Origin of the sequence: Serratia sp. T13T92 (genome assembly GCF_047530105.1) — a bacterium.
Lineage (GTDB): Bacteria > Pseudomonadota > Gammaproteobacteria > Enterobacterales > Enterobacteriaceae > Chania > Chania fonticola.
Genome location: NZ_JBLJAK010000017.1, coordinates 60,674 through 72,654, shown reverse-complemented (window position 1 = coordinate 72,654; position 11,981 = coordinate 60,674). Strand labels below are relative to the sequence as shown.

Below are 11,981 nucleotides of genomic sequence, written 5' to 3'. Positions count from 1 at the left end.
GCTACAACATGCCTTCAAGCAACTGTCATCTGCCCGGCATACAGAATGAAATAACGCAGCAACAGCACGCCACACAGGCTAGCGCCGCTGATCAACAGGATATGGAAACGCGCTTTCCCCCAGCCCAAGGCCTTCAGCAGCAATGGCATAATCAGCCCACAGCCGACGACGCCCAACCAGAACCACCAGGACCAGAACCCACCGCCAAGCGCGGCCGACAAGGCACGGAGTTTGCCGTCATCCCCCAGCCACAGGCCGATGAAGAACGCCGCCAGCAGGAAGATCTCCAGCCACACCACCGGCGTCTCCAGGCGATGCAGGAAATGCACTTCCCGGCTGTGCAGATGACCTTTAGGGCCGAAGGCCGCCACCAGCAGTGCCACCGCGATCCCGGACGAAACGCCCGAGAACAGGAACAGCACCGGTAACAATGGGTTATTCAGCATCGGGTACGACTTCAGCGCCGAAAGCAGGAAGCCGGTATAAGCCCCCAACAGCACCGCCAACACCAGCATCACCGTTTCTATTGGCCGCAACAACGGCAGCAAGCGCTGCAGCAGACGCGGGATCACCGCCAACTTTGGTAACCAACGCTGTTGTAGCGCCGCCACCTCGTCTCGGAAGATCAGCGCCAGCCAGACCACCAGCACTACCATGTAGACCTGGAACAGCATCACCCCCATCGACATCACCGAGGTGAAGCTATAGTGGAACATCAGTTTCCAGAAGGTCCACGGACGGGTCAGGTGGAAGATCAGGATCACCAACCCAAGCATGACCGAGGTTGGCGCGACAAGCAGCGTGGTCAGCATCACCCGGCTGTTGGATGCCCCCTCCTCTGGATGATAGCGGCGCAACAGGATAGCCAGGGTGACCAGACCGGCGGAGATGCCGATCAGGAACAGGTAAATCGCAATGGGCCAGTCCCAGACCAGAGAGTCAAAATGAAAGGCAGAAGTCATTGACTTGTCTCCCCATATTTAAACGGCACGCGATACATTTTTGGCCGTGTCCCTAACGCTATCTTGTAGCGATAAGTGGTCTTTTGCTGCAACAGACGCGAAATATCACTGTGTGGATCGTCGAGATTGCCAAAGGTTAATGCCTTGGTGGGGCACGACAATACACAGGCTGGCTGCTTGCCCTGCCGCAGGTTGGTCTTGCGGCAAAAATCGCATTTATCCGCCGTTTTGCTCACCGGATGAATAAAGCGTACCCGGTAAGGGCACGCAGCGATGCAGTATTGGCAACCGACACAGAGATCCGGGTTCACGTCGACAATGCCGCTGGCGGCATCGATAAACGAGGCACCCGTTGGGCAGACATGCACACAGGGAGCGTCATCGCAATGCTGGCACGAATGGCGGAAAAACCGGTACTTCACGTCCGGAAATTGGCCTATCGGTTCGCTACGAACGATCTCCAGCCGTGAAACGCCGACCGGCACCTGATTGACTTCGCGGCAAGCATCGATACAGGCGGTACAGCCGATGCAACGCGACTCATCGTGGATCATGCCGTAACGGATGCCATTGACGTTCATGGTGCGCGCCAGCAGCTTTTCCGCTAGGGTCGAGCCAGCCGCCAACACGCCAATGCCTACGATAAAACGGCGCCGTGAGCAGCTCATGGCTGCCCCTTATCCAGCCTTACGGACGCTGGATTAAACGCGGGATCATCCTGTTGTTGACGGTGGCAGTCCACGCAGAGCTTGATGCGCCCCTTGTCGTTCAGCCCTTGTACCTTATCTTGCTGCGGGTGCAACGTATGGCAGCTGGCGCAGCTCACCTTGGCCAAATGCACATCATGTGGCCAGAAGGCTTTTTGCAACGTCTCTGGCAGGTGGCAGGACATGCAAACGCTGTTTTGCTGTTCGACGCCGAACATTGGCTCGTTGAAACGCATCACATCCTTCACGCCCTCACGGTGATGCAGTGAAGGTGAACCGTGACAGTTGGTGCAGGTCAGCGGCAATTTGTTATTCGGGTTAATGGCTCCCGCATGTTTACCGTGCATCGCATTCTGTTGCGGCTTATGGCAGCGCAGGCAGGCCTCATCCGGATTACGTTGCAAGGTGACTTCCGCCGATTGCTGTTGAACCGCGGGGCTGTCGGTCTGGGCCGATACCGGTAATACTGTCAGCCAAAGGCTACAGGCAAGCACCCCGGTAGTTAATAACGAACGCAGTACGCTCATATTGACTCCATTTATTTACGCCCCGCGCACGGGGCGGAGGGGTTATTTGCCTAACAGCCCGGTTTTACGTGCCTGTTCTTCCCACTGCGGTACCACCGTCTTGAGGAATTCCTGCTTTTCGGCGTTCAGCTGCGGCATGTCCATACCCAGCGCCAACTGTGCCTTTTCCTTGGTGGAAATGTCCGGCAACTTGACTTCGGTGGTGATGCCCTTGGTCGCTAGCAGACGGATCAACTGAGTCCGAGCCTGTGCTGCCTGATCGAGCGCGGTGCCCAAAATACGCAATGCAACTTCTGGCGCATGCATTTGAATACCGTGGGAAGCAATGGAAAAATCCCAGCGCCATTGCGCATGACGGATGTGGGTCAAGATAGGCTTCATCTCGGCTTCGGTGGCACCGGCATCCCAAGCCGCTTTCGCTTCAAAGTGCGCGTGAACCAGTTGGTCTTCTACCTTCAGCTTGATCTCGTTGATATCCTGCTTACGTTTTTCGACCACCGCCTGCATGCTGGCTTTATCCTGGGTGTGGCAGTTCTTGCAGGTTTGTTCGAAGTTATCGAACGGGTTGCCAATTTTGTGATCGGTATAGATCTTGCCTTCGGCGTTTTGCACTTTCGGCATATGGCAGTCAATACAGGTGACGTTGTTCTTACCATGAATACCCGCGCTCCAGGTTTCATATTCTGGATGTTGGGCTTTTAGCATTGGCGTCTTGGACAGCGGGTTGGTCCAGTCGGAGAATTCGATATTGTCGTAATACACCTCCATGTCATCGACCGTGGTGCCCTTGTCCCAAGGGAATTTCACCGCTTTGTCTTTACCATCAAAGTAATACTCAACGTGGCACTGCCCACACACCATCGATTGCTGATCGAAGCGGCCTGCCTTGTCAAACGGCTTACCTATCGTTTCCATGGCACGAGCCGCGTAAGGGCGGGACAGGTGCAGCGCAGGTTTACCGGCAGCAAAATCAGCGGAAGCGGTATTGTGGCAATCCGCACAGCCGAGATTATTAACGATTTCCGGCCCGCCACGCGCCCATTTACCGTGGAAGTAGGCCGCTTCGCCCTGTTCGGCGATCACCCTGGCAACGTCCGGGCTTTTACAACTCCAGCAGGCCATCGGCAACGGACCATCTTCTGCCGTTTTTGGTGCACCCGTTCGCAAGGATTCACGAATATCCGTGATGGCATAGGCATGCCCACGCGGCTTGTTGTAATCCTTGGCAAACGGGTATCCGGCCCAGAGAATGACCAGACGCGGGTCGCCAGCCAAAGCGTCTACCCGATCGGACTGCTCGGAAGTCGCCTGCCAAGACTTATATTGGTCAGGGTGAGGTGCAGAGAAGGTTTCATTCTTGGCTTCAACCTTCTGCAGCGTGGCGGCAGGTGTCGCCTCTGCCTGTGCCGAGAAAGAGAGAAAAACCGCGTACATCCCTGCCAGAAATAGCATCAATAACTTGCTTACCTTATTCATAAGCATCCCATCCATTTAGCCTGCTTGAGAGCAGTGCTTTTATTAGTCGTTAAGTTCTTGTTAGAACAGATTTTCGCCATTACACCGTGCGTAGGGATACCATAGACCCCACAAAAAATGTTGTCTTTGGTCAAGTTCCGGCAGGTTGTTCAGTTGTTGATTGAATTTTGCGAGGCAGCGCAAACTCGAACTAACTCTAATTAGTTATTGAAAGATAAGGAGTTGGATGGGGAAACAAAATGATGACACGTACTCGATGTTCCCCCCTCCCCCCAAAAAGGAGAGGTGACTAGTTCGGAGCGGTAGTCAGATACGGAAGGTATTCTGCGGAATATCCACCCCGGCCATTGCGTGCAAAAAATCTGCATTTTTTTGTTGACTGACCGTCAGTCAATTACTACCGTAGCGCTACTCCATACGAAAAAGAGGGTTTTAATATGGTACGTACTGTGAAAACGCCAGAGGTGCGCCGGGCTGAAATTTTGCAGGCGGCAAGCGAGCTGTTTCAGGAAATCGGTTATGAGTCGACCTCTGTTGATTCCATCGTCCGCAGCGCAGGCATCGCCAAGGGGACGTTTTATTACTACTTCAAATCCAAGGATGAAGTCCTGGCAGCGCTGGCACAGCAACTGTGTGCCGAGATGGTTGCCCGTTCACAAATCATTGCTGACGATCCGCAACTGGGGGCGATTGAAAAGTTCTGCGCCATCATCGCCGCGCAGAATCAAACCGTAGAAGCCGGGCAGGCTTTGGTTGAGGACTTACACCGCCCAGAGAACCGCGCATTGCATGAGCGCAGCAATATTGAAACGGTGTTGGCCTTTGGGCCAATTCTTGCGGCAGTGGTCGAGCAGGGAAACCAGGAAGGCGTATTTCAGGTTGATGATCCGCTATCGACGGTGCAGTTCATTCTCGCCGGTTCGCTGTTCCTGTTCGGCCACCAGATGTTTAGCTGGACGCCTGAAGAGCAAGCCGCACGTATGCAGGCCATGCTGTTGCTGATTGAGCGCGCCTTCGGTGCCGTTGCCGGGTCTTTTGCCACCGTTTTAGGGGCCAGCATCCAAGGGGAAGAATAAAATGGCTCCGGTACAATCTATTATTCTCTGCAACGCTAATGGTGGCGTTGCTTATTTACATTAAACAGGAGACTGTTAAAAATAAAACAATAACATTTCATTAGTGTATCAATAAAAACATGAACTTTAGTTATCGGCTCATTAGCGGCTGATGGCTACCTTTTGACCTAACTCTGGGGTGTTTATCATGATGGATTATTCTTCTTTATCTACTCGCACGTCATTTTTAATGGCTAAACCATTCTCGCTGACGGCCATATTATTAACGGGCAATGCCTATGCTGGCGATTGGTCGGTAGGGGCTGGCGTTCTGGCAGAACAGTTACCCTATCGCGACTATAATGCACAATATATGCCGCTACCCATTGTGACTTATCAAGGGGAGCAGTTTTTTATTAATAGCCAAGGGATCGGCATTAATCTTCTGAGTTCCGAGAAGCATAATCTGCATTTGGCGGTTAACTACTCCCCGCTAAGCTTTAAGCCTGCGGATAGTGACGATCCGGCGATGAAGAAGCTGGATAAGCGGCGAGCGACCGCCATGGCAGGCATCGGTTATCAGTATCATGCCGATTGGGGGAGCCTTAACGCTGATATTGCAACCGACGTGCTGGGTTATAGCAACGGCGTAATTGCCGATGTCGGCTATCAGTACCGCTTCCAGTTTGGCAAATTGCAGCTGGTACCCGGTTTCGGCATGCGCTGGCAAAACCGCGCCTTCAATAATTACTATTTTGGCATCAGCGAACGGGAGTCACAGCGCAGCGGAATGCAACAATACCGGGCGAAAAGTGGCGTCACATCTTACATTTCTCTCGCCAGCTATTATGCCATTAATAACGACTGGCAGCTGTTCCTGATGGGATTTAATGAACAGATGAGCGACACGGTGAAAGATAGCCCGATGACCAACCGTGATTATAGTATCAATGCAGTGGCCGGTGTTTTATATAGTTTCTGATCGACCCACTATTTGATAAAACCAGCGATGACTCCCAATACGCATTTATGGGAAGGGGCTGTTTTCGCCATAACCCACTGCACCTTAATTTGTGACTAGCCAACTTTAAGGTGCAGTTTACTTTCTGCCAGGGTAAGAAAATTTTAGGCACCAAGATCCCCGAGTCACTCCCGGTAAAGCAAATCCCCATAAATCCCGGTCAGCACCCCACCCGGAGCGAACTGCTTTTTGATCCACTGGGTGACCTGCCCGGTTGCCGCATGCTGTGTCGCCAGCAACATGCTGGAATCCTGCCGTGGGTTATGAATGGCGCGGGTAGCCAATAGCCCTTCCGCTACCGGTTCACGCGCCATATATTCCGGCAAGAAGCCAATCCCCTCCCCTAAAATCTGGCATTGGCACTTGGTGTTAAAGTCCGGCACCAGGATCGCTTCCTGCCCATGCAGCAACCACCCTACCTTCTTGTTGATGGTATGCGCGGTGTCTTCCACCATGATGTTGGGATAAAGCCGCAGCTGGCTCTCAGAGATCGGCTCTGGCATAAACGCCAATGGATGATCGGGCGCAATGGCGAACACCCAACGGATGGCGCCGATTTCGGTGTAATCAATGCCGCCGCCGTCCAGCAACGTATCCGGTGCACCAATGGCGATATTGGCCTGGTTGTTGATGATGGAATCCCAGACGCCGTTGTACACCTCAGTGGTCACCGTGATGTGGCAGGTGGGGAATTGCTTCTTCAACACCTGTAGCAGCCGGGCGGTATGCCGTGGTGTGTAGAGTAACTGATTGATACAGATACGCACCCGCGCTTCGATGCCCTGCGATATGGTATCTATACCGCGCTTGATGGCATGGAAGTCGTTAAGCAGGTCGGTCGCTTTACGGTAGAAGTAAAAGCCGGACTCGGTGAGTTCGATGCTGCGCGTGCTGCGGTTAAACAGCACGACGTCCAGCCCGGTTTCCATCCGTTTGATGGTATAGCTGATGGCCGAGGTCGTCAGATCCAGCTCCTTGGCCGCTTTGCTGAAGCTGCCAAAACGCGCCGTGGTGGTAAATGCCAACAGATTTTCTTCGGTAAAAATAGAATTCATAGACCCCTCACCCTAGCCCTCTCCCACAGGGAGAGGGGACCGATCGAGTGTGTTTGAAATTATCGTGACTCACTTTGGCTAGGTCACAACATACCTCGCCTTTCTTGTTTTCACTCCCTACTTTCCGAAGCTGAACGGTCCAACCACGCACTCCGGACAGCTCCCTATCCCTATGGAAACAGATCGATTTCGATGATCTCCCATACATCTTCTTTTTGCACCCCACTTTCCGAAGCTGCACAGGCTAACCACGCACTCGGGGCAGCTCCCTCTCCCTGTGGGAGAGGGTTGGGGTGAGGGGCCGCCGCATTGTTGAATGTATTTGTAAATCCTATGGCACGCAACCAGTATTGAACAAAATTTAACACTGCGATCACAACTGATTTGAAGACAATCACACTTCTGATTATTAGTTTGGAGCCTGATGTGGCGCGAGGTGAAAGCCTATTCCCCGCAGGGACGTTTGCCGTGGCAAAAGGCGCAAAACATAAGAGAAAGATTGCGCCGACGCACAGTTTGTCTTTATTGTTGAATTACTTTCAACAATTACACCCTTTGCGATGAATGATTCTTAAGCGGATGTTTTTATCCAGCATCTGTTGCTATTCTCAGTAGCAATGAAAGCATCCAATCCCACTAAAAAAACAGGGAGCCAGAATATGTCTGATAAAGCGCTAATCACAGAATTTCTTTTTGCGGCGGAACAGGGTGACGGCGACGCGCTGAAAAGCTGCCTGAGTAAAGGTGCGGATATCAATGCCACCAACCGCCAAGGCCGCACCGCAATTACGCTTGCCAGCTTGAATAAACATTACGACTGCGTGGAATTATTAATCGCTGCCGGTGCTGATATTGATAAGCAGGATCAGACCTGTTTTAACCCCTTCCTGCTGAGCTGCCTGAATAACGATTTAACGCTGCTACGCCTGGTATTGCCAGCAAACCCGGATTTGGACCGCTTAACACGCTTTGGCGGCGTGGGTATTACCCCGGCCAGTGAAAAAGGCCACGTCGATATTGTACGTGAATTGTTAACGCGTACCGAAATTAACGTCAACCACACCAATTTTGTCGGTTGGACGCCGCTGCTGGAAGCCATTGTGTTAAATGATGGCGGCGCGAAACAGCAAGAGATTGTCAAATTACTGCTCGAGCACGGTGCGAATCCACATATGACCGACAAATATGGTAAATCGCCGCTGACGCTGGCCCGTGAAAAAGGTTATCACGAAATTGCTGAACTGCTGGTTGCCGCCGGCGCTTAACAGAGGAGAAATGCCATCGCACAGCCGCAACGGCAGTGCATTACAGCGTTATCGGCGGAGGTGGCGTTCCCCCGCCAGCAGCTAAGTGGGCAGGTCGAACAGGTTTTTTCCCGCGCGGTAAACCTGTTCGTCCCCGAGCAGAACATGCTCTACACGTTATTAAGCGACGAGTACGATAACGCCCCCAATAGTTGCCGCATAGCGCTCAGGCACTGTGACCAGATATTTAGCCCAGGAGATCGCGTCGAGTTCTCTCAGAGCGGCATTGAAATAGGTAAACATTGTTGGGTTGATTTTTCCCACTGCGATATATGGCAGCAACCTGACCTGTATTTAACCGATAAAAACCGGGCATCTATTGACTGGTTACAATGGGGAGAATGCATTAATCAAAAAGCTTCATCCGGTAATTCGCCGTTTAATTACCGTGGCGATAATATATTTTATCGGGAAATGGCCAGGTTATTACAACTGCATCGTGATGCGTTATTTCTGGCGATACGGCGCAATGAAGATCCCGACGAGGCCATACATTCCCTCATTGGTTTGGGCATTGGCCTGACGCCTTCTGGGGATGATTATCTGGTTGGGCTTTGCTCTATATTACTGTTGCCCGGTCATCCGGTACAAAAGTATCGCGAGGTTTTTCTGGCGGTGCTGGAAAAAGCACAACATAAAACCACGCTGCTAAGCGCTATTACCTTAGAGGCGGCAATCAATCAGCGTTACCGACAGGTGATAAGTCACCTGTTAGAAAAATTAATACACGACGATCGTCACCTTATTATCGATACCATTAACAAGATTAAACAGATTGGTTCAAGTTCGGGTTGTGACATGCTGTATGGCATGGCCGATGCCTGCCTTTTGACCTCATATTTTGGAGAAAAATATGTCCATCAGGATAGTGGTAAAAAACAACACCTGGTTTGACTCTGTTTCGCTGATGTCTATTTCCACCAAAGCGAACAAACTTGAAGGCGTTGAACAAGCGTTTGTGGCCATGGCCACGGAGATGAACAAAGGGGTGCTGGAGAATCTGGGCTTGTTAACCCCGGAGCTGGAAGCCGCCAAAAACGGTGATCTGATGATCGTGATTAAGGGCGCCAGCGATGAAGCTAATGAGGCAACCCTGCAAGCGATCGAAGCCTTGTTCACCCACAAAGATAAAGGTGGCCGCCACGAAGCGCGCTACGCCACCCTCGCCAGTGCGAAAACGCATATCCCGGAGAGCAACCTCGCGGTGATCTCGGTCAACGGGTTGTACGCGGCACGTGAAGCTCGTCAAGCGCTGGAAAACGATCTCAACGTAATGCTGTTCTCCGATAACGTCTCCATCGAGGACGAATTGGCGCTGAAACAGTTGGCGCATGAAAAAGGCCTGCTGATGATGGGGCCAGACTGCGGCACCGCCATCATTAATGGCACCGCCCTGTGTTTTGGTAACGCGGTTCGCCGTGGCAACATCGGTATTATCGGCGCTTCCGGCACCGGTAGCCAAGAGCTGAGCGTACGTATCCATGAGTTTGGCGGCGGCATTTCGCAGCTGATTGGCACCGGTGGGCGCGATCTGAGTGAAAAGATCGGCGGCCGGATGATGCTGGATGCGATAGCGATGCTAGAGAACGACAACGGTACAGAGGTGATTGTACTGGTCTCCAAGCCCCCTGCCCCAGCCGTGGCACACACCGTGCTCGAGCGTGCCCGTGCCTGCCGTAAACCAGTAGTGGTTTGCTTCCTTGGGCGCAATGAGCCACCAGCCGATGAACCAGGGTTACAGTTTGCGCGTGCAACCAAGCAGGCAGCGTTAAAGGCCGTGCTGCTTACCGGCATCAAAGAAGAGTCCCTCGACCTGCATCCACTCAACTGGCCGCTGATTGAAGAAGTGCGTGCCAAACTGACGCCGCAGCAAAAATACATTCGCGGTCTGTTCTGTGGCGGCACCCTGTGCGACGAAGCGATGTTTGCCGCACTGGAAAAATACGACGACGTATACAGCAATATTCAACCTGACCCGGCCATGCGCCTGCAAGACCTCAACCGCAGCGTGGCGCACACCTTCCTCGACTTTGGCGATGACGACTTCACCAATGGCAAACCGCACCCGATGATCGACCCGACCAACCGCATCCAACGTCTGTTGCAGGAAGCGCGCGATCCCGAAGTCGGCGTGATCGTGATGGACTTCGTGCTTGGCTTTGGCTCTCACGAAGATCCGGTGGGCGTAATGATCGAGGCGATCAAAGAGGCCAAGGCCATTGCGTCCAGCGAGAGTCGACCGTTGGAGATCCTCGGCTATGTGCTGGGCACCGATCTCGATACGCCGTCGCTACAGCAGCAGTGCCAGATGCTCACCGATGCGGGCGTGATCTGGGCGAGTAGCAGCACCAATACCGGATTGCTGGCGCGTGAATTTGTCTGTAAAGGAGGGAAAGCCTGATGAGCCACTCGTTATTTAACCAACCGCTGAACGTCATTAACGTCGGCATCGCCATGTTCAGTGATGACCTGAAAAAACAGCATGTGCCAGTGACCCAGCTCGATTGGACTCCGCCGGGCCAAGGTAATATGGCGGTGGTTGAGGCCCTCGATCAAATTGCCTCCCCCGCGCTTGCCGAGAAAGTCGCTGCCGCCAACAAACTGGCGCTGGAGCGCATTATTCAGTCGCATCCAGTGCTGGTAGGTTATGACCAGGCGATCAACGTCGTCCCTGGTATGACGCGCAACACCATTTTACATGCAGGCCCGCCGATCACCTGGCAGAAGATGTGTGGTGGGATGAAGGGCGCGGTCACCGGTGCGCTGGTGTTTGAAGGACTGGCGGCCAACCTCGACGAAGCCGCAGAATTGGCAGCCTCCGGGGAAATCATCTTCTCGCCGTGCCATGAACACGACTGCGTTGGCTCGATGGCGGGCGTGACTTCTGCATCGATGTTTATGCATATCGTCGAAAACAAAACCTACGGCAACCGCGCTTATACCAATATGAGCGAGCAGATGGCGAAGATCCTGCGCATGGGGGCCAATGACCAGAGCGTGATCGACCGCCTGAACTGGATGCGCGATGTGCAAGGCCCGATGCTGCGCGATGCCATGAAGCTGGCCGGTGAGATCGACCTGCGGTTGATGCTGGCACAGGCGCTGCATATGGGTGACGAGTGTCACAACCGCAACAATGCGGGCACTACGCTGCTGATCCAGGCGCTGACGCCGTGGATTATCCAGGCGGGCTACCCGGTTGAACAGCAGCGCGAGGTCTTCGACTTTGTCGCCAGCAGCGATTACTTCTCCGGCCCAACCTGGATGGCGATGTGTAAAGCGGCAATGGATGCGGCGCACGGTATTGAGTACAGCACCGTGGTTACCACCATGGCACGTAACGGCGTTGAGTTTGGTCTGCGCATCAGCGGGTTACCGGGCCAGTGGTTTACCGGCCCGGCACAGCAGGTTATCGGCCCGATGTTTGCAGGCTATAAACCAGAAGACTCGGGGTTGGACATCGGCGACAGCGCTATCACCGAAACCTACGGCATTGGTGGTTTTGCCATGGCGACCGCTCCGGCCATCGTTGCACTGGTTGGGGGCACGGTGGATGAAGCGATCGATTTCTCGCGCCAGATGCGTGAAATCACCCTGGGCGAAAACCCCAACGTCACCATTCCCCTGCTGTCGTTTATGGGGATCCCAACGGCGATCGATATTACCAAGGTCGGCAGCAGCGGCATCCTGCCGGTGATCAACACCGCCATCGCCCATAAGGATGCGGGGATCGGCATGATCGGTGCCGGGATTGTGCACCCGCCGTTCACCTGTTTTGAGAAAGCAATACTGAGTTATCGCGACCACTACTGCCAATAAAAAAATAACGGGGCTAACCCAGCGTTAGCCCCACCTGACACCAGAGAGTTGTTCA

General features: G+C 53.4%; 11 protein-coding genes. 6 read left to right on the top strand and 5 right to left on the bottom strand.

From position 1 onward, the window contains the following. Nucleotides 1-14 precede the first annotated feature (14 nt). From nrfD to nrfA, 4 genes are read right to left on the bottom strand one after another with little or no spacing between them, the layout of a single operon-like run. Nucleotides 15-962, bottom strand: a complete 948-nt coding sequence (nrfD, locus tag ACMV5I_RS16645) for a cytochrome c nitrite reductase subunit NrfD (protein ID WP_414824860.1) — start codon at nt 960-962, stop codon at nt 15-17. Then, the gene (nrfC, locus tag ACMV5I_RS16640) at nt 959-1,630 is read right to left on the bottom strand and encodes a cytochrome c nitrite reductase Fe-S protein (RefSeq protein ID WP_021180036.1); all 672 of its coding nucleotides are present in this window, start codon (nt 1,628-1,630) and stop codon (nt 959-961) included. The genes nrfD and nrfC overlap by 4 nt, the downstream gene beginning before the upstream one ends. Further along, nucleotides 1,627-2,196, bottom strand: a complete 570-nt coding sequence (gene nrfB, locus ACMV5I_RS16635; RefSeq protein WP_024486114.1) for a cytochrome c nitrite reductase pentaheme subunit — start codon at nt 2,194-2,196, stop codon at nt 1,627-1,629. Before nrfB ends, nrfC begins: the two co-directional genes overlap by 4 nt. Nucleotides 2,197-2,238: 42 nt before the next feature. Continuing rightward, nucleotides 2,239-3,630 carry an ammonia-forming nitrite reductase cytochrome c552 subunit gene (gene nrfA, locus ACMV5I_RS16630; RefSeq protein WP_414824881.1) on the bottom strand — a complete coding sequence of 464 codons (1,392 nt, stop codon included), beginning with the start codon at nt 3,628-3,630 and terminating at the stop codon, nt 2,239-2,241. Between the two features lie 479 nt (nt 3,631-4,109). Here nrfA and ACMV5I_RS16625 point away from each other — a divergent pair, with 479 nt between their 5' ends. Together ACMV5I_RS16625 and ACMV5I_RS16620 are read left to right on the top strand one after the other, a co-directional pair. After that, the gene (locus ACMV5I_RS16625) at nt 4,110-4,748 is read left to right on the top strand and encodes a TetR/AcrR family transcriptional regulator (protein WP_202809656.1); all 639 of its coding nucleotides are present in this window, start codon (nt 4,110-4,112) and stop codon (nt 4,746-4,748) included. A gap of 187 nt (nt 4,749-4,935) precedes the next feature. Then, the gene (locus ACMV5I_RS16620) at nt 4,936-5,709 is read left to right on the top strand and encodes a MipA/OmpV family protein (RefSeq protein ID WP_414824859.1); all 774 of its coding nucleotides are present in this window, start codon (nt 4,936-4,938) and stop codon (nt 5,707-5,709) included. A 164-nt stretch (nt 5,710-5,873) separates the two neighbouring features. Here ACMV5I_RS16620 and ACMV5I_RS16615 read toward each other — a convergent pair whose 3' ends face one another. After that, the gene (locus tag ACMV5I_RS16615; protein ID WP_021180041.1) at nt 5,874-6,803 is read right to left on the bottom strand and encodes a LysR substrate-binding domain-containing protein; all 930 of its coding nucleotides are present in this window, start codon (nt 6,801-6,803) and stop codon (nt 5,874-5,876) included. A 659-nt stretch (nt 6,804-7,462) separates the two neighbouring features. On the opposite strand from ACMV5I_RS16615, the gene ACMV5I_RS16610 reads away from it, so the two are divergent. The 4 genes from ACMV5I_RS16610 to ACMV5I_RS16595 all read left to right on the top strand — a co-directional run bounded on the left by ACMV5I_RS16610 (nt 7,463) and on the right by ACMV5I_RS16595 (nt 11,926). Next, complete coding sequence (locus tag ACMV5I_RS16610; RefSeq protein WP_414824858.1) at nt 7,463-8,068, top strand: ankyrin repeat domain-containing protein; 606 nt, start codon at nt 7,463-7,465, stop codon at nt 8,066-8,068. A gap of 144 nt (nt 8,069-8,212) precedes the next feature. Next, nucleotides 8,213-9,001 carry a DUF2877 domain-containing protein gene (locus ACMV5I_RS16605; RefSeq protein WP_414824857.1) on the top strand — a complete coding sequence of 263 codons (789 nt, stop codon included), beginning with the start codon at nt 8,213-8,215 and terminating at the stop codon, nt 8,999-9,001. Then, nucleotides 8,961-10,508 carry an acyl-CoA synthetase FdrA gene (gene fdrA, locus ACMV5I_RS16600; protein WP_414824856.1) on the top strand — a complete coding sequence of 516 codons (1,548 nt, stop codon included), beginning with the start codon at nt 8,961-8,963 and terminating at the stop codon, nt 10,506-10,508. The genes ACMV5I_RS16605 and fdrA overlap by 41 nt, the downstream gene beginning before the upstream one ends. After that, nucleotides 10,508-11,926 carry a DUF1116 domain-containing protein gene (locus tag ACMV5I_RS16595; RefSeq protein ID WP_024486348.1) on the top strand — a complete coding sequence of 473 codons (1,419 nt, stop codon included), beginning with the start codon at nt 10,508-10,510 and terminating at the stop codon, nt 11,924-11,926. Before fdrA ends, ACMV5I_RS16595 begins: the two co-directional genes overlap by 1 nt. Nucleotides 11,927-11,981: the final 55 nt, after the last annotated feature.

Excerpts from the sequence above, each read along its gene's own strand:
- nrfD (WP_414824860.1), bottom strand. The coding sequence starts at position 962 with ATGACTTCTGCCTTTCATTTTGACTCTCTGGTCTGGGACTGGCCCATT.
- nrfC (WP_021180036.1), bottom strand. The coding sequence starts at position 1,630 with ATGAGCTGCTCACGGCGCCGTTTTATCGTAGGCATTGGCGTGTTGGCG.
- nrfB (WP_024486114.1), bottom strand. The coding sequence starts at position 2,196 with ATGAGCGTACTGCGTTCGTTATTAACTACCGGGGTGCTTGCCTGTAGC.
- nrfA (WP_414824881.1), bottom strand. The coding sequence starts at position 3,630 with ATGTACGCGGTTTTTCTCTCTTTCTCGGCACAGGCAGAGGCGACACCT.
- ACMV5I_RS16625 (WP_202809656.1), top strand. The coding sequence starts at position 4,110 with ATGGTACGTACTGTGAAAACGCCAGAGGTGCGCCGGGCTGAAATTTTG.
- ACMV5I_RS16620 (WP_414824859.1), top strand. The coding sequence starts at position 4,936 with ATGATGGATTATTCTTCTTTATCTACTCGCACGTCATTTTTAATGGCT.
- ACMV5I_RS16615 (WP_021180041.1), bottom strand. The coding sequence starts at position 6,803 with ATGAATTCTATTTTTACCGAAGAAAATCTGTTGGCATTTACCACCACG.
- ACMV5I_RS16610 (WP_414824858.1), top strand. The coding sequence starts at position 7,463 with ATGTCTGATAAAGCGCTAATCACAGAATTTCTTTTTGCGGCGGAACAG.
- ACMV5I_RS16605 (WP_414824857.1), top strand. The coding sequence starts at position 8,213 with ATGCTCTACACGTTATTAAGCGACGAGTACGATAACGCCCCCAATAGT.
- fdrA (WP_414824856.1), top strand. The coding sequence starts at position 8,961 with ATGTCCATCAGGATAGTGGTAAAAAACAACACCTGGTTTGACTCTGTT.
- ACMV5I_RS16595 (WP_024486348.1), top strand. The coding sequence starts at position 10,508 with ATGAGCCACTCGTTATTTAACCAACCGCTGAACGTCATTAACGTCGGC.